This window comes from Deferrisoma camini S3R1, from assembly GCF_000526155.1.
GTDB classification, from domain to species: Bacteria; Desulfobacterota; Deferrisomatia; order Deferrisomatales; family Deferrisomataceae; genus Deferrisoma; species Deferrisoma camini.
Map to the genome: position 1 here is coordinate 3,694,541 of NZ_JAFN01000001.1, position 25,280 is coordinate 3,719,820.

Sequence of the window (25,280 nt, forward strand, 5' to 3'; positions counted from 1 at the left end):
AGGGGTGGATTCCGGCGGAGGGCGTCCCGTGCTCAGCCCAGGTAGAGGGCCCGGAGCCGGGCCTCCAGCTCTTGGGGCGGCACGCCGTCGTCGGCGATTTCGTCACGGTGCCGGGTGAGGAGCTCGTCCCTCGTGCTGCGGATCCTCGCCTGGCGGGCGTCGGGGTCGATGCCGGGCTCGTTGCGGTCCACCAAGACGGCGGCCAGGTTCCCCACCCACTGGACCTTCTGGGCCGTGGGACTCAGGTTGACCCGGTCCGCCGCCAGGGAGGCACCGGCCCGCGCCGACACCTTGGGCCGGTGGACCTTGCCCAGCCGGTCCTGCCTGGCGTAGGTGCGCAGCACGTTGTGCACCGTGAATTGGGAGATGCCCATGGTCCCATCCCTGGGAAAGGGTCTGATCCTTCGAATTGACCCATCGGCACGGGCCGACGAAGACTTTAGCGGAAAATGCGGTTACTCCGGAGGCCGGGGCAGGGGGCCTGCCTCCGGCCGGGCACGAATCTGGCGATGCTTTCGTTGGAACTACTTTTTGCCGTAGGCCGCGAGGGCCCGGCCGGGCGGGGCCTTGGGAAGGGGGCGGGCGGGGACGAGTTCCTGGCAACGGGCCTCGGCCGCCACGAGCCGCTCGGTGACGGATCGCAGCTCCTGGAGCGTGGCCGCGAAGCCGGGGGCCTGCCTCGCCTCGGGGGGGGCCCCCTGGACCCGGCCCCAGCACTGGGCAGCCGCCCCCACGAGGGTCTCCTTGCGGGTCAGGATCTCGATCAGGCGATCGTAGCGGGCGGACCGCAGGCACGCCTCCTGCTCGGCCGTGAGGTCGAGGAGCTCCCGGTAGAGGGCCAGGCACTTTTTCAGGTCGTCGATCGGATCCAATGGAGGGTCTCGTTTCTCGGCATCGCGTGCGACGGCCGGATGGGGGGTCGTCGCACGGGGCGTTGCCTCGGCCGGCCCGATCCGGTAGGAAAGGGCCCGAACCCTTTGCCCGGAGGCCGCCCATGGGAATCGACCGGTACGATCAGGAGATGCACCCGCGCTGCCCGCCCCTCGGGGGCGAGGTCCCTTTCTATCACTGCCGGCGGGTGAACCGCGGGCTCCCCTGTCACCGCATTGTACTGTGCTGGGCCGACCGGGTCGACATCGCCTCGTTCATCCGGGAGAACTACTCCCAGGAGGAGATCGAGGCCATGAGCCGGCCTCCGGAGTCCCGGCTGGCCGTGATGTTGGAGACCGCCCAGCGGGTGAAAAAGGAGCGGGGCCGGTGACCGGGCCGGTGATCTACGTGGACGCCGACGGCTGCCCGGTCAAGGACGAGGTGTACCGGGTGGCCCGCCGGGTCGGAGCCCGGGTGTACGTGGTGAGCGCACGGCCCCTGGCCGTGCCCAAGGACCCCCAGATCCAGGCCGTGGGGGCGGGGGGCGCGTTCGACGCGGCCGACGACTGGATCGCCGAGCGGGTGGGGCCGGGGAGCGTGGTCGTGACCACCGACGTGCCCCTGGCTGCCCGGTGCGTGGACAAAGGGGCCTGGGTTCTCGGCCCCAAGGGAAACCTGTTCACGCCCCACAACATCGGGGAGGCCCTGGCCCGGCGGGAGCTCAACGAGCAGCTGCGCCAGATGGGTCTGCCCGCTGGAGGCCCCGCCCCGTTCCAGAAGGCGGATCGGTCCCGCTTCCTCCAGCGCCTGGACGAGGTTCTCCAGGCGATCCGCCGGGGGATCGCATCGCCTCCTGCGACGTACTACTGACCGGCGGCCAGAGAGGCGGGCTCCCGGCTTGCCAAGACCTTCAAACGTATTGCCAGGGCACGGGGTGGGGGCCTGGTTCCGGCCGGGCGCGAGTGCAGCATCCGATCGCCGCGCCTTCTCATGCCGCCGCTTGCCCGTCGATCCATGCCACGATAGCGGAAACCTTGGGATCCTGAGGGGATCCGCACGTTCGGAGGACGCGGCGAGCGAAGGGGCCGCACCCGGCGCTCCACCAGACCCCCACCCCGTGCTCCCCGAGGGGAAGGGAGGACGGGCCTTGGAATATTTTCGTTGGAATTAGTTCTACTTTGTCAGATTTTCATAACGCTTGGCTTTGATTGGCTTTTCTGGTGTGCGATGCCATCGCGGATGCCCTTCGCCGGTGACGTCGGGCCATCTGCGCCAAGGCGTCTTCCAGTGTCGCGTTCGCGCGCGGCAGCAAAACGCTGAGCACTTCCCGCACGTCGCGCGCGCTCAACAAGGGGAACGCACCACGATGCTTTCGGCGTGCCTCCAACAAGAACAACAACGCCATCAGCACCATCGCCATGTGGTGATGCCACCCCTGCCACAACCGCACCTGATACTCGGCCATGCCCACTTCGCTCTTGGCCTCCTGCAGGCTTCGCTCCACCCAATAGCGCTGCCCCTGCATGTACGCCAATCGCCGCACCGACGTCTGCTCCGGCGCGTTGCTCAGCGTGTACTTGATCTCCCCCGGGTTGCGCACCGAGCGCCGCACAATCAGGTGCCAGCAGTGGGCCTTGGACTCCCGCCCGTCCCACACCCACACTCTGCGGTGAAGCACCTCCACCCACAGTGGGCCCTTCGTGGAGTCCCGATACGACAAACGCCGCCAGGCCTCCCCCGGTTGGTTGCGCACCCACGCATCCACCCGGATCGGTTCCGGCCCCTGCGCCCGAGGCCGTTGGGGCGCTCTCCCACGCGCACTGCGCCGCGGGGGTACCTGGGGCCGAGGATCCTCCAGGTAGATCCGCTGGGACGCCTTCACATCCACCACGAACACTTCCCCGTCGGCGTCCAACCCCCGCAGGAACTTCGGGTCGGCCCCGTAGAACGAATCTGCCCCCACCCAGGCGAACTCCACCCCCAGGCGCCGGGCGTGCCGAACCATCTCCAAGGCCAGTTCCGGTTTGGTGCGATACCCCCGCTCGGCTTCCGGAACCTTCGCCCGCTTGCACCGGGCCGAATCCTCGGCCCACGCCTTCGGCAGGTACAGCCGTGCATCGGTGAGCGTCACCTCCCCGTCGCGGGCCAGGGCGGCAAACACGCCCACCTGGCAGTTCTCCACCTTGCCCAGGCGCCCACACCACTGGCGCGCAACGCCAACCGATCGGTCGCCCTTCTTGGGGAACCCACTTTCGTCCACGATCAGACACGTGTTGGGGGAGCCTCCCAACAACCGGTCGGCGTCACGGGCCACATGGTCGATCACCTCGCGGTGATCCCACGGGGAGTACGACACAAAATGCTGCAGGCGTTGGTCGTCGGCGTCCGGAACGACTTCTGCGATGCGCTCCATGTTTCGCTTCCGGGCTTGCGCCAAGCCGGCAAAATACGCCTCGGCGGCCTTCACGCACGAGCGGGTACGAGAGGTGAAATGCGATCGGTAGCGTGCTGTGAACCGATCCAGGTCGTGCTCCAACTCCGCGAGGGGGTGAGGGGAGCTGGCTAGATTAGAAGAATTATTACCTAGTCAGTTCCGATTTAGTAATCATTCTAATCCTCCTTTTATTTCAAAGTGTTACGATGAATCCCAGAGCTACTATACTTCCGGACCCGCTCTTTGCCAAGGCCTCGGCGAATCTGACAAAGTAGAATTAGCAACCCACCCTCCGCACCGCACACAACAGGGCCTTCATCTGGGGGTAGCCGAAGATCGGCTCCCGGCATCGGGCGTCCGTGAGCCGGTTTGCGTTCCGATCGCCTTCCCACCCGTGGGGCACGAACACCACGCCTTCCGCGACCCGGGGATCCACCCGCACCCGCATGCGCACCCGTCCCCGGTCGGTCTCGATCTCGGCCAGGTCGCCGTCGCGCAGGCCCTGGAGGGCCGCGGTCTCGGGGCCGATCTCGGCGTAGGGTTCCGGGCTGTGTTGCACGAGCCGCCGGATCCCCCGGAACTGGCTGTGGGTGTAGTAGTAGTTCCGGTGGCCCGTGGTCAGGATCAAGGGGTAGCGCTGCCTGAGCTCGGGCGGGGCGCCGAGGGGGCTTCGTTCCGGCTCCAGGTACACCGGCAGGGGGGCGGCGCCGGCACAGGCCATGGCCTCGCTGTAGATCTCGATCTTCCCCGAGGGGGTGGGCAGGCTCGGGGGCATCTCGTACCTCTTCTCGCCGTAGAAGGCCCCCTCGGGTTTCTCGTGGAGGAGCTCGTCGAAGGTGAGGCCCGTGGTTTCGAGCTCGAACCGGACGAACTCCTCCTCCGTACGCCAGGGGAAGTGCTCCTCCAGGCCCAGCCGCCGGGCCAGCTGGGTGAACACCCACCACTCGGAACGGGACTCCCCAAGGGGCTCGATGCACCTCTTCCGGAGCATCATGTACGGCAGGCAGTGGCACACGTTGTATGTGTAGGCCACGCCCCATTTCTCCAGGTGGGAGCAGGCCGGAAGCACGTAGTGGGCCTCTCGTGCGGTCTCGGTCAGGAACAGGTCGTGGACCACCAGCAGGTCCAGCCTACGGAACGCCTCCCGGAACGCGTTCGAATCGGGCATGGAGACCAGGGGGTTGCCCCCCACCACGTAGAACGCCTTGAGCCGCTCGGGAACCGCCTCGGGCACCTTGGTCACGACCCCGTAGGGGCTCTTTCGGCCCCACAGGTCCACGAACAGGGGGTACTCGTCGGAACCCAGCGGATCCCCGGACACCCCGAGGCCCACGTTGCCGAACCGGGGGCGGGGGCTGATCACCCACCCCCCCGGCACGTTGATGTTTCCGGTGATCACCTGGAGCACCGAGAACGCCCGGCTCGCCTGCACCCCGGCCGCGGTCTGATCCTGGGTGCAGGTGCCCTGGTAGATGCTGGCGCCCTTGGTCCTGGCCATCCATCGGGCCAGTTCCCGGATCCTCTCGGCCGGAACCCAGGTGAGCTCCTCGGCCCACTCGGGGGTGAACGGCCGTACGTGCTCCACGAGCCGGTCGAACCCGATCGCGAACGCCTCGACGAACCGCCGATCGTACAGCTCGCTTGCGACGATCTCGTGGATCATGGCCAAGGCCATGGCCGCGTCCGACCCGGGCCGGATCCGCAGGTACAGGTCGGCCCGGTCGGCCAGGGGGATCCGACGGGGATCGATGACCACCAGTTTGGCCCCCCGGGCCAGGTTCCGCTCGATGGCCAGCTTCAGGGGGAAGTCGCTGGCATCGGGGTTGTGGCCCCACAGGATGTAGAGCTTGGAGTCGAGCTCCTCGGTCGGGTACTTGCCGAAGGTGATCTGGCGGGCCCGGATGCGCATCCGGTAGCACACGCTCTCCACCGAGAAGAAGTTGGGGGAGCCGAAGGCCGCCTTGAACCGCTGGGCCAGGCCGGCCATCTCCAGGTTCTCGACCCCGATGGACCCGCTGAACATCCCGAGCACCTGGGGCCCGAACTCCCGGCGCAGCCGGTCGAGCCGGGCGGCGATCTCGTCGAGGGCCTGCTCCCACGAGATCTCCCGGAACCCACCTTCCACCTTTTTCAGCGGGTTGAGGATTCGGTCGGGATGGTAGACGTTCTCGAGGGCCGCCTCGCCCCGTGGGCACAGGCGGCCCCGGTTCAGCGGGTGGGACTCGAGCCCCTCCACCGCCACGGCCCGTCCGTTCTCCACGGTCACCTTGCATCCGCAACTGTGGTAGCACAGGGTGCAGTCGGTGTAGACCACGCGGGTGTCGGCAGCGGTGTCGCGCATGGCATCTCTCCAGGGGATGGGGGGAAGTCCCTCAGGCCCCTGCGGGGCCTTCAGAGACTGGAGACCGGAAACTCGAGATTATCGAACCGGGCCGCAGGGCCGGGGCCGGAGACCGACGACCGAAAGACCCAAGCGAGTACGTTACTACTCCCGCCCGGCACACAAAAGGGTCGATGGGTCCCCTGCCCCGGTCGTTGTCGCCTCGGGGCGACAGAATTCCCGCGAGGCCGGCAGCTGGAGCGGGCACGGGCGATGATTCGTCCCGGGAAAACAGGAGGTTGTGTGGATGGCACGCGCCCTGCTTGGAGTGGGCTGGTGAGGGCGGTAGGCGGCCGCTCCAGATTTCCCTTTTCCCGATTCCGTCCCCCAGGAGACGTCCATGCGTTGCCGTTCCCACCGTCTGGTGTTCCTGTCCGATCGGTTCGTGTGTCGCTACTGCGGCTGGGTGTGGCGGGTCACCCGCCGGTGGGGGTGACGCCGAGAGGCGACAGGGGCGGCCCCTTGCGAAGGCCACGGCGGTGTGGAATCCTTTGCGGCTCTTCATGTGACCCCAGCCCAGGAGGAGCCGCACGATGGCCAGCCCGTTCGACGCCCGCACGTCCCTCTCGACCGCATCGGGTTCCGTGGACATCTTCAGCCTTCGCGCCCTGGAGAACGCGGGGCTCGGCGAGGTGTCCACGCTTCCGGTCACCCTGAAGGTGCTCTTGGAGAACCTGCTGCGCCACTGCGACGGGTACCACGTGGGCGAGGACGACGTGGCGTACCTGGCCGGGTGGGACCCGGCCGTCGGCGAGCAGCGGGAGATCGCGTACATGCCGGCCCGGGTCCTCCTGCAGGACTTCACCGGAGTGCCCGCGGTGGTGGACCTGGCTGCCCTCCGGTCGGCCATGGCCCGGTTGGGCGGCGACCCCAAGAAGATCAACCCGCTGATCCCGGCCGACCTCGTCATCGACCACTCGGTCCAGGTGGACCGGTTCGGCACCGAGGACTCCTTCGGGTTCAACGCCCGCAGGGAGTTCGAGCGAAACCGGGAGCGCTACGAGTTCCTGAAGTGGGGCCAGAATGCCTTCGACAACTTCCGGGTGGTGCCCCCTGCGACCGGCATCTGCCACCAGGTGAACCTGGAGTACCTGGGGCGGGTGGTCCAGACCCGGGAGGGGGTGGCATTTCCCGACACCCTGGTGGGGACCGACTCCCACACCACCATGATCAACGGCCTGGGGATTCTGGGGTGGGGTGTGGGCGGCATCGAGGCCGAGGCCGTGATGCTCGGCCAGCCCGTATACATGCTGGTTCCGCGGGTCGTGGGGGTCCGCCTCACCGGCGAGCTGCGTCCCGGCGTCACGGCCACGGACCTGGTGCTCCGGGTCACGGAGCTCCTGCGGGAGCACGGCGTCGTGGGCAAGCTGGTCGAGTACTTCGGCGATGGGGTGGGCGGCCTGACCCTGCCCGATCGGGCCGTGTTGGCCAACATGGCGCCCGAGTACGGGGCCACGGCCGGGTTCTTCCCCGTGGACGCCGGCACCCTGGAGTACCTTCGGTTCACCGGGCGGGACGAGGCCCTGGTCGACCTGGTGGAACGGTACACCAAGGAGCAGGGGCTGTTCCGGTCCGACGACGCCCCGCCCCTGCGCTACAGCGAAGTGGTGGAGCTGGACCTCTCCACGGTCGAGCCCGCCATCGCCGGCCCCAAACGGCCCCAGGACCGCATTCCCCTGGGCCGGGTCAAACGGGCCTTCTTCGATGCCCTCCGGACCACGTTCAACAAGGGCGTGGGGGCCGACCTGCCGCCGCCGGAGGAGGACGGCCGGTGGGCCGACGAAGGGGGGAACCCCTCGGACGGGCCGGCGGTCCCCGCCCCCCGGCGCCACGACACCTACAACGACCAGCGGGTCCGGGTGGACCTGGACGGGGTGGAGGCGTCGCTGACCCACGGCGCCGTGGTGATCGCGTCCCTCACCTCGTGCACCAACACCTCCAGCCCCACCCTGATGCTGGGGGCCGGCCTATTGGCCAAGAAGGCGGTGGAGCGGGGGCTCACGGTGCGGCCCTGGGTGAAGACCAGCCTGGCCCCTGGATCCAGGGTGGTGACCCGGTACCTGGAGGCGGCCGGCCTGCTGCCCTACCTGGAGGCGCTTCGATTCCACCTGGTGGGGTACGGCTGCACCACCTGCATCGGCAACAGCGGCCCCCTGCCCGAGCCGGTGGCCCGGGCCGTGACCGAGAACGACCTGGTGGTGGCGGGGGTCCTGTCAGGGAACCGGAACTTCGAGGGCCGGATCAATCCCCTGGTGAAGGCCAACTACCTGGCGAGCCCACCCCTGGTGGTGGCCTACGCCCTGGCTGGCACCGTGGATATCGACCTCACCCGCGAACCCGTCGCCCACGACCCCAACGGCCAACCGGTGTACCTCAAGGACCTGTGGCCCACCGACGGCGAGGTGCGCGAGGCCGTGGGCCGGGCGGTGTCGGCCGGCATGTTCGGCGAGGAGTACGCCAAGGTGTTCGAGGGGACCGATCTGTGGAACGGCATCGAGGCCCGGGGCGCGGAACTCTACGCCTGGGACCCGACGTCCACCTACATCCAGGAACCGCCGTTCTTCCAGGACCTCACCCTCGATCCGCCGGGCGTGCGGCCCATCGAGAACGCCCGGGCCCTGGCGGTGCTGGGCGACTCGGTGACCACCGACCACATCTCCCCGGCGGGGGCGTTCGGGCCCGACACCCCGGCCGGCCGGTATCTGATCGAGAAGGGGGTCGCTCCGGAGGAGTTCAACTCGTTCGGGTCCCGCCGGGGCAACCACGAGGTGATGATGCGGGGCACCTTCGGCAACGTGCGGATCCGCAACCGGCTGGCCCCCGGCACCGAGGGCGGGTTCACCACCCACCTGCCCACCGGGGAGGTGTTGCCGATCTACGACGCGGCCATGCGCTACCGGGACGAGGGGACCCCGCTGGTGGTGCTGGCCGGCAAGGACTACGGCATGGGGTCGAGCCGGGACTGGGCAGCCAAGGGGACGGCCCTGCTGGGGGTGCGCGCGGTGATCGCCGAGAGCTACGAGCGCATCCACCGCTCCAACCTGGTGGGCATGGGGGTGCTGCCGCTCCAGTTCCAGCCGGGAGACTCGGTGGAGTCCCTGGGCCTCACGGGCCGGGAGACGTTCACGGTGGAGGGCCTGGACGACCGCCTGCGCCCCGGGCAGACCCTCACGGTGCGGGCCCGGGCGGAGGACGGGGGAGAAAAGGCCTTCCCGGCGCTGGTGCGGATCGACACGCCGGTGGAGATGGAGTACTACCACAACGGCGGCATCCTCCACACCGTGCTCCGCAGGCTGGCCCGGGAGGATTGATACCAAGTCGCGTTCAAAGCTATTGCCCCCCTGATCAGAGGGGCAAGGGTCCTGTCGGAGAGCCGGGCGCGGCCGTGTCAGGGCCCAGGATTCAGAGGACAGTGGACAGAAGAATCGCAGGAGCGGTTTTCCCTGTCTTCTGTCCACCGAGCCCTGATTCCTGAAAGGCAGGTCCCTTGCCCCGCCTCCGGCTGGGTACCCTATGGATGGCAACTTGCGCATGAGCCGGCCCCCCGGGTGCCAGGGGTCAACCGTCCCCCAGTACGAATCGGCCCTCCCGGTCGAAGGCGCGGCGGTACCCGGCTACCAGGGACAGCACCGAGCCCACGGCGGTGGCCGCCGAGATCATCAGGAGCACCACGATCTGGTAGGCGGCCGCCACCCGGGGGTCGGTGCCCGAGAGCACCTGGCCGGTCATCATCCCCGGGATGAACACGATTCCGGCCGCCGCCATGGAGTTGAGGGTGGGGATCAGCCCGGCCCGCAGGGCGGAGCGGGCGCTGGGGAGCACGGTCTCCCAGGGGGTGGCCCCGAGGGCCAGGAGGGCCTCGATCTCGCGGGTGCGGGACCGCAGGTCGGCGAACAGCCGGTCGAGGCACACGGCCACGCCGTTCAGGGAGTTCCCGATGACCATGCCCCCGATGGGAATCACGTACCGGGGCTCCCACCAGGGGTCCACCCGGACCACGAGAGCGGTCACGGCCAGGGTCACGGTGAAGCCGGAGACCGCCAGAGCCCCAAGGCCCCGCAGGAACAGCCCGGGCGGGGCCCCCCTGAGCCGGGCGGTCAGGGTCTGGGCGGCCACCACGATCATCCCCCCGAGAATGCCGAGCACCAGCCACGGGGTGCCCACCCCGAACACCCACCGCAGCACGAACCCCAAGGCGAGAAGCTGCACGTAGGCCCGCGCCGCAGCCGCCAGGATCGACCGGGTGAGCCCCAGCGCGAGGGCCAGCGACAGACCCGCTGCCGCGGCGAGAAAGCCCGAGGCCAATGCGAGCTGGCCGGGACCGATGGGGATCGCCCCGCTCACCCCGCCGCCTCCCACCGGCCGTCCCGGATGCGATACCGCCGGGCGACGCCGGGCCAGGGCGCCCCGTGCCCGGCGACCACGGCCGCTCCGCCCGCGGCGGCGAACTGGGCCACCCTCCGGCACACCCGGCCGGCCGCGTCGGGGTCCAGGTTGGCTCCGGGTTCGTCGAGCAGGAGCACCCTGGGTCCGGCCAGCAGGGCGCGGATCAGGGCGAGGCGGGCCAGCTGCCCCTGGCTCAGTTCCCCCACCGACCGGTCGAGCCCGATGTCTGCGAGGCCCAGTGCATCGAGCTCCGTCCGGAACGTGTCAGGGCCCGGGGGCCGGGCCTCCCGCCGCACCCGCAGGCCCCAGGGGGCCTCGAGGTCCGGGGCCACGCGGTCGGCCAGGCCGACGGGGGGGAACGGCACGAGCGTGACCCACGCCCGCCACCGGTGGGGGGCGACGTCCCGGGCCCTCTGCCCCTGAAACCGGAGCTCCCCCTCCCAGGGGGTGAGCCGGGCCAGGGCACGGAGCACGGTGGTCTTGCCGGCGCCGGACGCCCCCTCCACCCACACCACCTCGCCCGGCCCGAGCCGCAGCTCCACCCCGGACACCACGGTGTCCCCCCCCGCCAGGGCCTTCATCCCGTTCGCCTCGAGGATCGGCTCCACCTCTCTCGCCCTCCGCGCCGGATCCCGGCCACTGTGCCGGCCGGCCCGGGGGACGTCAAGGGGTGGTCATTGGATGGCCACCTCCGGTGGCAACCTGGTCGTCCAGTGACCATCTGCGGCTACGGCCGCCGACCGAGAGCAGGGGTTTGGCGGGAAATTCAGACCCCAGGGGGGCGGCACGGATCGTGCTAAAGGGCCGGGGGGCAGGTGTCTGCGTTGCCACCGAGGTTTTTGGCGCCATACTGCCCGACGGCGACCTTGCGGTGGATGTGGTGTGGGACGGACGAGGAGTGGGCAACCATGCGGGTACGGGGCCCCAGCCCATGAATGATCCGGGCTGGGGCCCCGGAGAAAGGAGGCGGAGCCGGATGAGAAGGAGGGCAGGAGCCTGGATCGGCGCGTTGGTGCTCGTCCTGGCCCCCGGCTGGGCGGCCGGGGCCTCGCTCCATGGACGGGCCTCCACCGTGCTGCAGTGGTGGGAGAGGGCCTATGACGGGCGGGACATCACCCCCCTGTCCCAGTACCTCTCGTTCGTCGCCTCGGACCTCTGGCAGGGCCAAGACCTCTCCATCCGGGGCTATGGTCAGCTCACGAAGGACCTGACCGGCGGGGACCCCTGGAGGGGCAAGGTGTTCTACCTGTATGCCGACTGGAACGACCTGTGGGGGGACCGCCTCGACCTCGCGGCCGGCAGGCAGTTCGTGCAGAACGCGGCCGGCTCGGCGGTGATGGACGGCGCCGACCTGCACCTGCGGGTGGCCGGGCCGGTGGCGGTGCGCCTGTTCGGTGGGGGCGACGTCCAGTACGTGAACGAGTACAACTCGGGTGACGCCTTGGGCGGGTTCTCGGTGTACCTGGACGGGCTGGAGCACACGTTCGCCGAGTTGGCCCTGTTCACCAAGTACGACAAGTACGACCTGGCCCGACTCATGGCCGGGGCGTCGGTGAGCCAGGACCTGTGGAACTGGGGCCGGGCGTACGGGGACCTGCAGTACGACTACCTGGGCGACACCGTGAGCGAGACGCTGCTGGGGCTTCGGCTGTTCCCCTGGGCCGGCTGGATCTTCACGGGCGAGTACTTCGAGAGCCTGCCGGTGTTCGACTCGACCAGCATCTACTCGGTGTTCGCCACCGAACGGTACAAGGAGGGCCGGCTGAAGGCGAGCTACGACGTGGCGCCCAACGTGAGGCTCTACGCCGAGGTGATCCGGGCCTGGTACGAGGAGGGCGATCGGGCCTTCGAGGGGGAGGTCGGGACCCGGATGTTCGACGTGTACGGGGCCCGGATCGACTTTTCGCTGAACCGGCGCCGGGGGTATGGGGGCGAGCTGGACGGCTTCCGCCTGGTGGCCGGCCGCAACTTCTGGAACGACCACCTGTTCGTCGAGGCGGGTGCCGAGTACCAGGCGTTCCAACGCGAAGAGGATCAGGACGACGACACCACCTCGGCGTACTGGGGTTACGTGGAGTACCGCTGGACCCGGACGCTCGCCACCTCGGTTCGGCTCGAGAACCTCGTCGACGGCGGCGGTGAGAACCATCTGGAGGGGCTCCTCCGGGTGGACTGGGACTTCTAGGAAAGGAGGGACGAGACGTGCGTGCGCGATCGCTTCATGTCCTGGGGGCGGCTTGGCTCACCGCGGCCCTCCTGGTCGGGCCGGCCCGGGCCCAGGAGTTCACCCACGAGACCCACCGGCAGGAGGGGGTGACCGAGTGCACCGTCTGCCACAAGCCGGGGGCCCTGACCATCGTGCCTCCCAGGAAGACCTGCCTCGACTGCCACGAAAAGGCCGAGCTCGACACCTACACCTTCGGCAAGCTCAAGACCCACGGCCCCTTCTGGGCCACCGAGCACGAGCGTGACGCCGAGGCTTCGAACGCGAACTGCTCCTCGTGCCACGAGCAGAAGTTCTGTCTCGACTGCCACAAGGGCGACCCCAAGCATCAGCGCCCCGACATGCACGTGGCCGACTACCTGGAGATCCATCCCATCAAGGCCTGGGGCAACGAGGACGCCTGCCGGAAGTGCCACGAGGTGAGCTTCTGCACGGACTGTCACAAGCGGTTCCGCGGCGAGGATCTGAAGGTCCTGAGCCACCGGCGCGGATGGTCCGACAAGCCCGTGGGGGACGGGGGCCGGCGGCACGCCGAGCAGTTCCAGGCCGATCCGGACAGCTGCCGGCAGTGCCACCCGGAAGGGATCCTGTCGAGCCACCAGTGGACGAGCGATCACCAGCGGGAGGCGCGCCGGAGCCTGACCACCTGCCAGTCGTGCCATCCCCGGGGCAAGGTCTGCCTACGGTGCCACAGCGCCACCCAAGGTCTGAAGGCCAGCCCCCACCCCAAGAACTGGAACAGCAACCACGAGCGGCTGGCAAGGGCCTCGGATGAGCGGACCTGCGAGAAGTGCCACGAGCCCAAAGGCAGGGATCCCGTGTGCCAGCGGTGTCATTGAGCGAAGGGAGGGAGACCATGGATCCCAAGGGAACCGGTTCGACGGGAGTCCGAGAACCCAGCGGAAAGGAGAGGCGCATGATGCGGAGACGAACGCTCTGGACGGGGTTGGCGCTCCCCGTGGCCGTGGCCGGACTGCTGGCGGTGGCCGGGTGCGGCGAAGGCGCCCGGGAGCCGGCCGGCCGGGGCGACACCCTGGCCGACGAGGCCACCTCCGAGGCCCTGCAGAAGGCCTCGTACGTGGGGTCGGAGACGTGCCTCAAGTGTCACGCCGAGAAGGGGGGATGGGCTCACAGCCTCCACAAGTTCAAGCTGCGGGCCTTGGACGAACCGGGCGCCACCGGCACGGTGTTGGTCAACGATTCCGACGGCAACGGGGTCGATGATTTCACGGACGGCCTCGACTTCAACGATCCCAAGCCCGGCTACGACGTGACCGGGTTCGATACCCAGGCCTCCAAGGGAGTGGCCCCGGTTCTCGGCAAGGAGGGCGGCACCCCCACGATCACGATCGGAGAGGTCACGTATGAGGTCAAGTACGTGCTGGGCGGCAACGGCAAGTGGAAGCAGCGCTACGTCACCCAGATCGGCAACTCCCATTACATCCTCCCGGTTCAGTACAACGAAACCACCCGCCAGTACGTGGCATACTCCCCCGGGAACTGGTACGACGAGAACGGGGACCCGATCTACGCAGCCGGTGAGACGCCTCTGACAAAGGGGCGCGTCAACGACTCCTACGAGCGGCGCTGCACGGGGTGCCACAACACCGGGCTGGCGGCCCGGGTGGTGTTCGTGAACGGGGAGTGGGTCGCGGATCTCGACAACGGCGAACGCAACGTGGGGTGCGAGGCCTGCCACGGCCCGGGCAGTCGGCACGCCGCCGCGCCCACGGCCGAGGGGAGCATTGTCAACCCCGACCACATCGCGGCCGAGCGGGACGTGGACGGAGACGGCGACACCGATACGGTGGACACCCTGCTCCTCAAGAACTCGGTGTGCACGTCGTGTCACAGCCGGGGGAGCGGCAAGTTCGAGGCCAACGGGGCCGCCACGGGGTACCCGTCCCAGGCGGCGGCCGACGGTTCGTTCGTTCCGTTTCTGCCGGGGGAGTATTGGCTCGACTACTACATCCCCACCACGAAGGACGGGGACCTTTGGAAGGATCCCGACACGGGGGCGGTTCTGGGCTCCAAGGCCCACCACCAACAGGGCATGGACCTGAACCTGGGGCCCCACGCCCCGGACAAGCCGTATGACGCCCCCTGTTTCGAGTGCCACGATGTCCACCGGGGCGCCGACGAGGTCGAGGCCGCGATCGCGGGGGAGATCGAAGGGGTGACGATCCCGGTGGAGGACGGCGAGGCCGACGGCGTGGTGCTGTGCCTGGCCTGCCATGCCGGGTTCGGGCCTTTCGGCAGCCTCGACAAGGACACCCTTCGTGCTGCCGTTGAGGGCGATACCACGGCCGAGGCGACCGTAGAGGAGACCGTGAAGGGGCATACGAGGCACCCTGCCGAGGTGTCGGAGTGCGCCAACTGCCACATGCCCAAGACGGCCAAGAGCGCGATTAAGTACGATATCCGAAGCCACACGTTCGAGATCATCGAGCCCAAGGAGTCCAAAACCACGGCTGCGGGAATTCCCAATGCCTGCGGGGGCTGCCACGTGCAAGGGTTGGAGGAGTCCCAGGACGCATGGGCCGACCGGCTCCAGGGGTACTTCGAGTATCTGTTCGAGGGGGGCGAGACGATCACGGTGGTCGACGACGGTTACGTCGGCACGAAGGTGTGCGCCACCTGCCACGAGGAGCAGTACGAGGAGTTCAGACTCTCGGGCCACAACTACAAGCTCAACAAGGTGGTGGCCGGGCGCAAGCCCACCTACCCCTTCTCCGAACTCCCCGACGCCTCGGTGTTCGGGGTGGACGGCCTCACCGACGGCGACAACACCCTCGGGCCTCCGGCGGACTACGGCGACGTGAGCTACGTCATCGGCGGGTACGGCTGGAAGGCACGGTTCATCGACAAGAACGGCTACATCGTCACGGGCGCCGACACCCAGTACAACCTGCCCCGAACCGATCTGGAGGGCACCTACCCGGACCTCGGGAAGTGGGTGGCCTACGACGACGGCGTGGTCGACAAGGAGTACAATCAGGGCTGCTTCAAGTGCCACACCACGGGCGCCGAGGACCTGAACGACCCGGACAACGTGAACCCCGATCTCCCGGGGTTCGGCGGCGACCGATTCGCCATGCCGGGCATCCAGTGCGAGCGGTGCCACGGCATGGGTGCCAAGCACGCCAACTCGCTCGACCCGGAGGACATCGACCACCCCGAGGACGAGGCGGGAAGCATGGAGGCCAGCGATCTGTGCGGCGAGTGCCACACCCGAGACGGCGAGAACCGGATCGCCGCTTCCGGGGGGCTCGTGAAGCACCACGAGCAGTACGACGAGTTCCTCCGGCTTCCGATCGACGCCGACGGCACTGTGACGGGGGCGGCCGAAGGAGGCCACTACACCAGCGGCGTGGGCTGCGTGGGGTGCCACGATCCCCACAAGACCACCCGGTACCAAGACGTGGCGTCCACGGGCCGGGCGATCCGCCAAGAGTGTATCGACTGCCACGAGGGCTACGACGAGTTCACCGAGGAAGCCGCTCCCATGGCCGGCGAGGTGGACTGTGAGGACTGCCACATGCCGCGAATGGCCAAGAGTGCCGTCAAGAGCGAGGCAGAGGGCTCGGGCCCGGCCCTGGGCGACATTCGCAGCCATATTTTCAAGATCGACACCTCGGCCTCCTCCCAGTTCACGTCGGACGGAAAGCTGGCGTTCCCGGCGATCACGGCCGAGTTCGCCTGCAAGACCTGCCACAACGGCGAGGAAGAGACCGATGAGGTCGACTTCGAGATCCGGGTCCACGTACAGACCCCAGACGAGTCGCCCACCTACGTGGGCACGGCCACCTGTGCCGTGTGCCACGACGAGCAGTATCAGGAGTTCAAGCTGTCCGGGCACAACTACAAGCTGAACCAGGTGACCTTCGACACCAAGCCCACCTACCCGTTCTCCGAGATCCCGGACGCATCGGCCTTTGGGGTGGACGGCCTGACCGATGGCGACAATGCGTTGGGGCCGCCGACCTCGTACGCGGACGTGGCCTACGTGATCGGCGGATACGGCTGGAAGGCCCGGTTCATCGACAAGAACGGGTACATCGTGACCGGTGCGGACACCCAGTACAACCTGCCCCGAACCGATCTGGAGGGCACCTACCCGGACCTCGGGAAGTGGGTGGCCTACGACGACGGCGAAGTGGACAAACCCTACGACTACTCCTGCTTCAAATGTCACACCACCGGTCCGGAGAACCTGGGTGACCCCAATGCGAACCCGGGCCTTCCGGGGTTCGGGGGGGACCGGTTCGCCGAGGCCGGCATCCAGTGCGAGGCGTGCCACGGGCCGGGATCGAGCCATGCCCTCTCGCGCAACCCCGAGCACATCGAGATCGACACCACGGCCGAGCTGTGCGGCCGGTGCCACACCCGCGACGCTCAGGGCCGGATCGCGGCCTCGGGGGGGCTGGTGAAGCATCACGAGCAGTACGATGAGCTGCGTGGCATCAACCCCGACGATGTGAATGCCGGACCCACCGGTGCACACTACAACGCGGGCATTACCTGCGTTACCTGCCACGACCCCCACAAGACCACCCGGTACCAAGACGTGGCGTCCACGGGCCGGGCCATCCGCCAGGAGTGCATCGACTGCCACGAGGGGTACGACGACCTGACGGTGGACGCGATGGAGGGCGAGGTGGAGTGCGAGGACTGCCATATGCCGCGCCTTGCCAAGAGCGCGGTGAAGAGCGATCCTGAGGGACCGGCGCCGGCGTTCGGTGGCATCCGCAGCCATATCGTGAAGATCGATCTGTCTGCGGCGGACCAGTTCACCTCGGACGGGAAGTTCGCGTATCCCTGGATCACCAGGAGCTTCGCTTGCATGGCGTGCCACAACGATGCGGAGGAGCCGGCGGACGACGCGACCGGCTTCACCGGGAACATGCACGTATCGACTCCGTAACGTACGGCAGACCTGGGACGGCGACGGGCCGGGTTCCGGTGAGGGGCCCGGCCCGTCGTGTAGGAGTTCGTGCGTGAGAGTGCTTGTGGTCGTGGTGATGGCGTTGCTCGGGGTGGCGTGGCCCTGGGAGGCCCCGTCCGCTCCCCCCCTGCGGCTCGGCGTGGCCTCGATTTTGTCGCCCGAGGTGGCGCGGCCGCTCTATCTGCCCCTGGCCCGCGCCCTGGGTAGCCGGCTGAACCGGCCGGTCGACCTGGTGCAGCGGTTCGGGTACGGCCGCCTGAACGATCTGCTGGCGCGGGGTGAGCTGGATATGGCGGTCCTGTGCACGGGCGGGTACTGCGACGTGGTGAGCCGAGGCGGCGGGGAGCCCCTGCTCGTGCCCGTCATGGGTGGCAGCCCCCGGTATCGGGCCCTGCTGGTGGTCCGCAGGGGGAGCGGGATCGGGTCGTTCGCCGACCTCGAGGGGCGGACCATGGTGTTCACCGACCCCCTGTCGTTGACCGGTTTCGTGTATCCCTGGGCGCGACTGAAGGAGTTCGGGGGGGCGCGGCGCTGGTTGGGCGACTACTTTTTCTCCCGGAGCCACGACCGATCGCTCCGGTGCGTGGCCCTGGGGCTGGCGGACGCGGCCTGCGTGGACAGCCGGGTGTGGGGGTACCTCGTGGCGACCCGCCCCGACACGGTGGCGGGCCTCGTGGTCGTGGCGCGGTCCGAGGAGTTTCCGATTGCTCCCCTCGTGGTGTCGAAGCGCCTGTCCCTCGGAGTCCGGGCCGAGCTCAAGCGGGCCCTGGTGACGCTGTCCCAGGACGGGGAGGGGCAGATGGCCCTGGCCCAACTGGGGATCGACGGCTTCGTGGACCCGGATCCCGAGGGGTACGCGCGGGTGCTCGATCTGTTCCGCCGGGTCGAGGCCGAGGTGGGCCGTGAGCCCTGATCGGCCCGTCCGCGGGACCGATCGCCCTCCCGCCGGGTGGGGCGGGTGGGGGCTGGTGCCGTCCCTGTGGGCGGTGATGGTGGCCCTCTCGCTGGGCGGGGTGGTGCTGACCGCGGTCTGGTTCGAGCGGGGGGCGGTGAGCGTGCTCGAGGACATGCGGGCCGAGCGGGCGGCGGAGGTGGCGAGCCTGGGGGCGCGGCTGGCCTCACCCCTGCTCGCCACGGACGACCGCTACGAGCTGTACCGCCTGGTGGACGGTCTGGTCACCAGCGCCCCCCACACGTGGTTCGCGGCCGCGGTGTGGGATGCCCAGGGGCGGGTGGTGGTGTTCCGGACCCAGCTGCCTGGGTGGGAGCCGGAGCCGGGTCCCCCTTCCGGCCGGACCGGAGCGGACGACGATCTGAAGGCGAGCGTGAGGCCGGCCGAGGTGGACGGTGCGGTTCTGGGATGGTTCGGGGTGTATTACGATCGAGCCGGCATCAAGGCGCGGGTGGCCCCGGTCCACCGGGCCCTTTGGCGGGTGGCCGCCCTCCTCATGGCCGTTTCGGTCGCAGTATCGGTGGTGGCGGCTGCACGCATCTCGGGGCCGATCCGGAGGCTGGATCGGGTCGTGGCCCGGGTGAGCGACGGGGACTTCACCGTCCGGGCCGACGAGACCGCCTGGGGCGAGGCGGGGCGGCTGGCCAAGGGGGTGAACGGGATGCTCGACCGGATCGAAGCGTTGGTCTCCGAGGTCCGGCGGGCCGAGGCCGCGTCCCGGCGAGCCGAAGAGCTGGAGAGCCTGGCGCATCTGGGCGGCGGGCTCGCCCACGAGATCAAGAATCCCCTGACCACGGTCCGGCTTCTTCTCGAGTCCATGGGCCGCGAGGCCCCCGAGGACTCCCCCCGCGTGGAGGTGGCCCGCCAGGACCTGGATCTTCTCGCAAGCCAGGCGGCCAAGATCGACGCGGTCCTGGAGGAGTTTGTTCGGTTCGCCCGACCCCGGCCCCTGCGGCCGGCGCCGGTGGACCTGGAGGACCTGGTGGGGGCCGTGGCCGAGGCCCAGGCCGTGGCGGCCCGGCAAAGAGGGGTGCGGATCCATGTGTACCCGGGACCGCCGGTACGAGTGACGGCCGACCGGCAACGACTGGAGCAGGCCCTGACGAACCTGGTGGCCAACGCCCTGGCCCACTCGCCGCCCCAGGGCACGGTGAGGCTGGGGTGGTCCGCGGATGGCGATCGGTTCGCCCTGTGGGTCGAGGACGAGGGAAGGGGGATCCCCGAGGAGCTCCGAAGCCGCGTGTTCGAGCCGTTCTTCACCCGGCGGGAGGGCGGGTTGGGTCTGGGGCTCAGCATCGCCCGGTCGGCGGTGCTCCAGCACGGGTGGGACATCGACGTCGAGGCCCCGGAACACGGTGGGGCCCGTTTCGTGATCCGGGGGGCCGTGGAAGCACAGGAGGCGTAGGTGGGTATTGTAATCCTGGTGGACGACGATCCGGACATTCGATACTCGTTCGGCCGTGCCCTCGGGCGGGACTACGACGTTCGGGCCTGCGCGTCGGCCGAGGAGGGCCTGGCGGCCGTGGAGGCCGATCCCGGAGGCGTTGACCTGGTGCTTCTCGACATTCGGATGCCGGGCCGGGACGGGTTCTGGCTGCTGGAGAGGCTGCGTTCCTCCCATCCGAACCTCCCGGTCGTCATGGTCACCGCCTACGGAGACACCGAGACGGCGATCCGGGCCATGAAACAGGGGGCCTACGACTACCTCGTCAAGCCGTTCGACGTGGGGCACGTGCAGACCCTGATCGAGGCCGCCCGCAAGCAGCGGGCCCTGACCCGCTCGGCCGTCTCCTTGGGGCCCGAGGCGGAGGCCGGCGCAGACCGAATCATCGGCAACTCCCCGGCGATGGTTCGGGTGTACAAGCGAATCGGTCAACTGGCGGCCACGAGCCTCCCGTGCTTGATCACCGGCGAGACGGGCACGGGCAAGGAACTCGTAGCCCGGGCCCTGGTCCACCACGGAGACCGGGCGGGGAGGCCGTTTCTCGTGGTGGACTGCGCCGCCGTGCCCAAGGATCTGTTGGAGTCGGAGCTGTTCGGCTACGAGGAGGGCGCGTTCACGGGCGCCCGAAAGGGGGGCAAGCTGGGGAAGTTCGAGCTGGCCCACGGGGGCACCCTGTTCCTGGACGAGATCGCCGAGATCCCGGTGGACCTCCAGGCGAAACTCCTCCGGGTCCTGCAGGGCGGCCGGATCCAGCGGGTGGGTGGGGCCGAGGAGATCCCGGTGGACGTCCGGGTGGTGGCCGCCACCTGCGCCGACCTGGAGGCACGGGTGGCGGACGGCACGTTTCGTTCGGACCTGTTCTACCGAATCAACGTGGGCCGCATCCACCTCCCGCCGCTGCGGGAGCGGCGGGAGGACATCCCCGCCCTGGTCCGGTACTTCGCCCGCAAGCACGGGGCCGCCGTGGGCCGAACCGTGACCGGGGTGTCTGAGGACCTGATCCGCACGTTCCAGGCTCGGTCGTGGCCGGGAAACGTGCGGGAGTTGGAGAACGAGGTGCGTCGGCTCCTGGCCTCGACCCGCGGGGAGGTCCTGGCCCCGGAGTTGGGTGTGGCGTGCGCGGAGGACACGGCGGTCTGCTCCGAGCTTCGCTCCCTGGCGGCCCGGGTCCTCGACGAAGGCCCGACCGACGCGTTCCATTCGTTCGTGGCCCGGGCCGAAGCGAGCCTGATCGCCGAGGCCCTGGAGCGAACGGGCGGCAACGTGAGCGCCGCGGCCCGGCTGCTCGGCATCACCCGCCTCACCCTGCGGAAGAAAGCCGAAACCTACGGGATCCGGGTTCGGGACCCCGCCGTTTGAGCCGGGTCGATGTTTCGGCCCCCCGTGCCACGGTCGGCTAGCCCGCATTATTCATGAGCGTTCGTCGCGAAACCGTCGAGTGTGAGTGAGATCGGGGCAAGCGCAGCAACGAGGGGCGCAGGCGTACTGGACGGTACGTCGAGCCCCGAGGCGCGAGCACGCCCCGAGATGGCGTGCAATCGGCGGTTGCAGCAGAAGGCTTCATGAATAATGCGGGCTGGGGCGCCGGGAGTTTCGCAGATCCTCTCCTTTCTCGGTTTCCGGGAGCCGCTCTTCCCACGACGCAGAAGTCCCTTCTCCCGGCTGTTCCCACGTGTGATCCTAACGACGTTTGGGGTATTGCGCGACTTCGGTTCGCATGGGTATACTCAGAACCGCGTTTGGGTTCGTGAGGGGCGACCCCGGGGGAGGAGAAGGGGAAACCGCCGGGTCGCGTTTTCGTTCAACCCGTTGGGAGAAGGAGGTCAGTCATGGCGGAAGAGATTCGCGAGGTGTATCCGGTTCCCGAGGAGTTTCGGAAGCGGGCGTACATCCAGAGCCGGGAGGAGTACGAGCGGCTCTACAAGGAGTCGTTGGAGAACAGCGACGCCTTCTGGGCCCGGGTGGCCGAGGAGCAGGTGACCTGGTTCAAGAAGTGGGATCGGGTGCAGGACTGGAAGTACTCCAAGGACGAGGTCTACATCAAGTGGTTCCTCAACGGCAAGCTGAACGTCGCGTACAACTGCGTGGACCGGCACCTCGAGAAGCGGGGGGACCAGGTGGCGATCATCTGGGAGGGCAACGAGCCCACCGAGGACCGCACAATCACCTACCGGGAGCTCCATGAGCAGGTGTGCCGGTTCGCCAACGTGCTGAAGTCCCGGGGCGTGAAAAAGGGCGATCGGGTGTCCATCTACCTGCCCATGATCCCCGAACTGGCCATCGCCATGCTCGCCTGCGCCCGGATCGGCGCCATCCACTCGGTGGTGTTCGGCGGGTTCTCGGCCGACGCCCTCAAGGACCGGATCCTGGACTGCGACTCCCACGTGCTGATCACCTGCGACGGGTTCTACCGGGGCAAGAAGCTGGTGAACCAGAAGGCCCAGGCCGACGCGGCCATGGCCCAGTGCCCGGGCGTGAGCACATGCATCGTGGTGAGCCGTGTCGGGGACGACGTGCAGGTGGAGATGAAGGAGGGGCGGGACATCTGGTGGCACGAGGCGGTGGCCGAAGCGAGCCCCGAGTGCGCCTACGAGGAGATGGACGCGGAGGACCCGCTGTTCATCCTGTACACCTCGGGCTCCACCGGAAAGCCCAAGGGCGTGATGCACACCACCGGCGGGTACCTGGTGTACACGTCCTACACCCACAAGCTGGTGTTCGACTACCACGACGGCGACATCTACTTCTGCGCGGCCGACATCGGGTGGGTCACCGGCCACAGCTACATCGTGTACGGCCCCCTGTGCAACGGCGCCACCACGGTGATGTTCGAGGGCGTGCCCACCTACCCGGATGCGGGGCGGTACTGGGACATCATCGGCAAGCACAAGATCAACATCCTGTACACGGCTCCCACGGCGATCCGGGCCATCGCGGCCCAGGGGGACGAGTACGTGACGAGCCGGCTGGACAAGCTGGAGACCCTCCGGCTGCTGGGCACGGTGGGCGAGCCGATCAACCCCGAGGCCTGGCGCTGGTACTATGAACTCCCCGGTCGGAGCAAGTGCCCCATCGTGGACACCTGGTGGCAGACCGAGACCGGCGGCATCCTGATCACGGGGCTCCCCGGCGCCATCGACATGAAGCCGGGCAAGGCCACCACCCCGTTCTTCGGGGTGGAGCCCGTGCTGGTGGACCCCGAGAAGGGGCACGTGCTCGAGGGGGAGGCCGAGGGCGCCCTGTGCATCGCCCGGCCGTGGCCCGGCCAGATGCGCGGCGTGTTCGGGGACCCGGACCGGTTCCGTCAGACCTACTTCGTGCAGTACGACGGGTACTACTTCACCGGCGACGGGGCCAACCGGGACGCGGACGGCGACTACCAGATCATCGGCCGCATCGACGACGTGATCAACGTCTCGGGGCACCGGATGGGCACGGCCGAGGTGGAGAGCGCCCTGGTGCTCCACCCGAAGGTGGCCGAGGCCGCGGTGGTGGGCTACCCCCACGACATGAAGGGCCAGGGGATCTACGCCTACGTGACCCTGGTGGCCGGGGCCGAGCCGTCGGAGGAACTGCGCAAGGAGCTGGTCCAGCTCGTGCGCAAGGAGATCGGGCCGATCGCCACCCCGGACTTCATCCAGTTCGCGCCGGGTCTGCCCAAGACCCGGTCCGGCAAGATCATGCGCCGGATCCTGCGGAAGATCGCGGCCAACGAGGTGGAGGCCGGGTTCGGCGACACCTCGACCCTGCTCGATCCATCGGTGGTGGACCAGCTCGTGGAGGGCCGGCTGAACAAGTAGCCGTCCCCCCTTTGATGGATCGAAAAGGCCGGCCCCTTGCAGGGCCGGCCTTTTCTTGGTCGCCGATCTTCGAGAGCCGAGAGAAGGCGCGGGCCGTTCTTCTCCCTGGCCTTCCCACCTCGAGCTGTGGTACCCGTTGGGGCCTTCGCGATCGGAGGCTCTCGGATGCGTACCCAGCCCAAAGCCGCCCCGTGGGCCGTGGATCTGGCCCTGGTGACGGTGGTCCTCCTGTGGTCCCTGAACTTCGTCATCCTGAAGGCGGCCCTGCCCCGGTTCGACCCCCTGGCCCTCGCGGCGTTGCGGTTCATGGGGATCGCCGTGCTGTTCGAGATCCTTCTGCGATTCAAAGGGGTCGAGGGGCGCCTGGATCGCGCCGACCGCAAGGCCTTCGTGGGGTCGGCCCTGGTGGGTTACACCCTGTACCAGGGGCTGTTCATCCTCGGGCTCCATCGGGGCACCGCGTTCTCCACCGCGCTCATGATCAACACCGGCCCGATGTGGGCCGCCCTGATCCTGACCCTCTGGGGGCTGGAGAGGGTCGGCCGCCGCCAATGGGCCGGCATCTTCCTGGCCCTGGTGGGGCTCGTGTTCTACGTCGGCCCCCGCCTCCTCGCCCGGGGAGGTGGCGGGGTCGGGGATCTCCTGGCCTTGGGGGCGGCCGTGTCGTGGTCGTGCTACGGCATCCTCAACAAGCCGCTGCTCAAGAGGTACGGGGCGTTCTACCTCACCACCCGCACGTTCCAGATCGGCGCGGCCCTCTTCCTGCCGTTCGCGGTGCCTGCGCTCCTTGGCCAGGACTGGGCCGGCATCGGCCCGGCCGGCTGGGCGGCCGTGGCCTACTCCGTGGTGTTCCCCATCGTGGTGGCCGTGAGCCTCTGGAACTGGGCCATCGGGCAGCGGGGCGTGAGCCGCACCGTGGTGTACCAGTACTTGGTACCCGTGGTGAGCGGTCTGCTCTCCTGGCTCTGCCTGGACGAACCCTTCACCCCCCAGAAGCTGGCCGGCGGGGCTCTTGTACTGGCGGGTGTGGCCCTGAGCCGAAGGGGTTGACCCGGCCTGCTCCGGCCGGACCACCAACTTGCGCAGCGCCTCACGCCCCCCCACAGGCCGTTTCCACTGTGCGAGGCTCAGGATGCCGCTGCTGGCGCGCCAGATGTTGGGAAAGATCCGCCGGCTCTGGCTCGTCTGGCTTCGTCCTCGATACGTGGCCCGGAAACGCCGGGAGCGGACCGGCCGGTGCCTGCGGTGCGGGCGTTGCTGCAGCCTTGCGTTCACCTGCCCGATGTTCGCCGGGCAAGGACTCTGTTTGACCTACGGTGCGATCCGACCCCGCGTTTGCGCCGCGTTCCCGATCGATGAGCGGGACCTCGCGGAGATCCGCGCGAGCGGCGGCGCGTGTGGGTCGTATCGCCCTATTTCCTGCCGGACGAGGCCCTGCTCCAGATGCTGGCCGTCCAGACCCGGGCCGGGGTCGAGGTGACGGTCGTCGTTCCAGAGCGTTCGAACCATCGGCTGGCGGACTGGGCACGGGAACGCCCGTTGCAGATCCTGCGGGACGCGGGAGCCCGGGTCCTGGGATACGGCCGCAGCATGATCCATGCGAATCTCGTCGCCGTCGACGAGAGCTTCGGTCTTTTCGGATCGGCCAATCTGGACATGCGAAGCCTCTATCTGAATTTCGAGGTCGGGCTGGCGCTCTACACCCCGGCGGACGTCAGAGCGCTCCGGCGGATTGCCGCCGAATACGCGTCGGCGTCCGGACCCCTGGCGTTTCCTCACCGCAGGGGCAACGTGGGAGAACTCCTGGTGGACTTGGCGGAACTCTTGGCACCCCTTTTGTGACGG

At 68.7% G+C, this 25,280-nt stretch carries 18 protein-coding genes; 12 read left to right on the forward strand and 6 right to left on the reverse strand.

From position 1 onward, the window contains the following. Nucleotides 1–32 precede the first annotated feature (32 nt). Nucleotides 33–374 carry a DVU0524 family FlgM-associated protein gene (locus DEFCA_RS0116340; RefSeq protein ID WP_025324080.1) on the reverse strand — a complete coding sequence of 114 codons (342 nt, stop codon included), beginning with the start codon at nt 372–374 and terminating at the stop codon, nt 33–35. A 150-nt stretch (nt 375–524) separates the two neighbouring features. Next, a complete protein-coding gene (locus tag DEFCA_RS0116345) occupies nt 525–872 on the reverse strand; it encodes a flagellar export chaperone FlgN (protein WP_025324081.1) in 348 nt (115 codons plus the stop codon). A 122-nt stretch (nt 873–994) separates the two neighbouring features. On the opposite strand from DEFCA_RS0116345, the gene DEFCA_RS0116350 reads away from it, so the two are divergent. Further along, nucleotides 995–1,261: a hypothetical protein gene (locus tag DEFCA_RS0116350; protein ID WP_025324082.1), complete on the forward strand. Its 267-nt coding sequence runs from the start codon at nt 995–997 to the stop codon at nt 1,259–1,261. Beyond that, nucleotides 1,258–1,740 carry a YaiI/YqxD family protein gene (locus tag DEFCA_RS0116355; protein ID WP_029734255.1) on the forward strand — a complete coding sequence of 161 codons (483 nt, stop codon included), beginning with the start codon at nt 1,258–1,260 and terminating at the stop codon, nt 1,738–1,740. Before DEFCA_RS0116350 ends, DEFCA_RS0116355 begins: the two co-directional genes overlap by 4 nt. A gap of 319 nt (nt 1,741–2,059) precedes the next feature. Here DEFCA_RS0116355 and DEFCA_RS0116360 read toward each other — a convergent pair whose 3' ends face one another. Together DEFCA_RS0116360 and DEFCA_RS0116365 are read right to left on the reverse strand one after the other, a co-directional pair. Continuing rightward, nucleotides 2,060–3,406, reverse strand: a complete 1,347-nt coding sequence (locus DEFCA_RS0116360; RefSeq protein ID WP_084318607.1) for an IS701 family transposase — start codon at nt 3,404–3,406, stop codon at nt 2,060–2,062. 175 nt (nt 3,407–3,581) lie between these two features. After that, the gene (locus tag DEFCA_RS0116365) at nt 3,582–5,645 is read right to left on the reverse strand and encodes a molybdopterin-containing oxidoreductase family protein (RefSeq protein WP_025324084.1); all 2,064 of its coding nucleotides are present in this window, start codon (nt 5,643–5,645) and stop codon (nt 3,582–3,584) included. 572 nt (nt 5,646–6,217) lie between these two features. Here DEFCA_RS0116365 and acnA point away from each other — a divergent pair. Next, nucleotides 6,218–8,995: an aconitate hydratase AcnA gene (acnA, locus tag DEFCA_RS0116375; RefSeq protein WP_025324085.1), complete on the forward strand. Its 2,778-nt coding sequence runs from the start codon at nt 6,218–6,220 to the stop codon at nt 8,993–8,995. Nucleotides 8,996–9,242: 247 nt separating this feature from the next. Here the strand turns inward: acnA and DEFCA_RS0116380 are convergent, their stop codons facing one another. Next, nucleotides 9,243–10,028 (reverse strand): ABC transporter permease, encoded by a 786-nt coding sequence (locus DEFCA_RS0116380; RefSeq protein WP_169709618.1) that lies wholly within the window; start codon nt 10,026–10,028, stop codon nt 9,243–9,245. Beyond that, on the reverse strand, nt 10,025–10,678 hold the full coding sequence (locus DEFCA_RS19795; RefSeq protein ID WP_025324087.1) for an ABC transporter ATP-binding protein: 654 nt from the start codon (nt 10,676–10,678) through the stop codon (nt 10,025–10,027). Before DEFCA_RS19795 ends, DEFCA_RS0116380 begins: the two co-directional genes overlap by 4 nt. 368 nt (nt 10,679–11,046) lie before the next feature. Here DEFCA_RS19795 and DEFCA_RS0116390 point away from each other — a divergent pair, with 368 nt between their 5' ends. The 9 genes from DEFCA_RS0116390 (at nt 11,047) to DEFCA_RS0116430 (ending at nt 25,277) form a co-directional block, all read left to right on the forward strand. Continuing rightward, entirely contained in the window at nt 11,047–12,255 is a 1,209-nt protein-coding gene (locus DEFCA_RS0116390; protein WP_169709619.1) for a hypothetical protein, read from the forward strand. 17 nt (nt 12,256–12,272) lie between these two features. Continuing rightward, nucleotides 12,273–13,133, forward strand: coding sequence for a hypothetical protein (locus DEFCA_RS0116395; protein WP_025324089.1), 861 nt, complete (start codon nt 12,273–12,275; stop codon nt 13,131–13,133). 77 nt (nt 13,134–13,210) lie between these two features. After that, entirely contained in the window at nt 13,211–17,218 is a 4,008-nt protein-coding gene (locus DEFCA_RS0116400; protein WP_025324090.1) for a multiheme c-type cytochrome, read from the forward strand. Between the two features lie 73 nt (nt 17,219–17,291). Beyond that, nucleotides 17,292–18,152, forward strand: a complete 861-nt coding sequence (locus tag DEFCA_RS0116405) for a PhnD/SsuA/transferrin family substrate-binding protein (RefSeq protein WP_169709620.1) — start codon at nt 17,292–17,294, stop codon at nt 18,150–18,152. Continuing rightward, nucleotides 18,142–19,596, forward strand: coding sequence for a sensor histidine kinase (locus DEFCA_RS20995; RefSeq protein ID WP_025324092.1), 1,455 nt, complete (start codon nt 18,142–18,144; stop codon nt 19,594–19,596). Before DEFCA_RS0116405 ends, DEFCA_RS20995 begins: the two co-directional genes overlap by 11 nt. Further along, nucleotides 19,597–20,994 (forward strand): sigma-54-dependent transcriptional regulator, encoded by a 1,398-nt coding sequence (locus DEFCA_RS0116415; protein ID WP_025324093.1) that lies wholly within the window; start codon nt 19,597–19,599, stop codon nt 20,992–20,994. Between the two features lie 470 nt (nt 20,995–21,464). Beyond that, a complete protein-coding gene (gene acs, locus DEFCA_RS0116420; RefSeq protein WP_025324094.1) occupies nt 21,465–23,435 on the forward strand; it encodes an acetate--CoA ligase in 1,971 nt (656 codons plus the stop codon). A gap of 165 nt (nt 23,436–23,600) precedes the next feature. After that, complete coding sequence (locus DEFCA_RS0116425) at nt 23,601–24,485, forward strand: DMT family transporter (RefSeq protein WP_025324095.1); 885 nt, start codon at nt 23,601–23,603, stop codon at nt 24,483–24,485. A gap of 345 nt (nt 24,486–24,830) precedes the next feature. Further along, a complete protein-coding gene (locus DEFCA_RS0116430; RefSeq protein WP_025324096.1) occupies nt 24,831–25,277 on the forward strand; it encodes a phospholipase D-like domain-containing protein in 447 nt (148 codons plus the stop codon). The last annotated feature ends 3 nt before the right edge of the window (nt 25,278–25,280 follow it).

Bases quoted from the DNA above. Each gene is read 5' to 3' on its own strand.
- DEFCA_RS0116350 (WP_025324082.1), top strand. From the start codon at position 995: ATGGGAATCGACCGGTACGATCAGGAGATGCACCCGCGCTGCCCGCCC.
- acs (WP_025324094.1), top strand. From the start codon at position 21,465: ATGGCGGAAGAGATTCGCGAGGTGTATCCGGTTCCCGAGGAGTTTCGG.
- DEFCA_RS0116400 (WP_025324090.1), top strand. From the start codon at position 13,211: ATGATGCGGAGACGAACGCTCTGGACGGGGTTGGCGCTCCCCGTGGCC.
- DEFCA_RS0116340 (WP_025324080.1), bottom strand. From the start codon at position 374: ATGGGCATCTCCCAATTCACGGTGCACAACGTGCTGCGCACCTACGCC.
- DEFCA_RS0116425 (WP_025324095.1), top strand. From the start codon at position 23,601: ATGCGTACCCAGCCCAAAGCCGCCCCGTGGGCCGTGGATCTGGCCCTG.
- acnA (WP_025324085.1), top strand. From the start codon at position 6,218: ATGGCCAGCCCGTTCGACGCCCGCACGTCCCTCTCGACCGCATCGGGT.
- DEFCA_RS0116390 (WP_169709619.1), top strand. From the start codon at position 11,047: ATGAGAAGGAGGGCAGGAGCCTGGATCGGCGCGTTGGTGCTCGTCCTG.
- DEFCA_RS0116365 (WP_025324084.1), bottom strand. From the start codon at position 5,645: ATGCGCGACACCGCTGCCGACACCCGCGTGGTCTACACCGACTGCACC.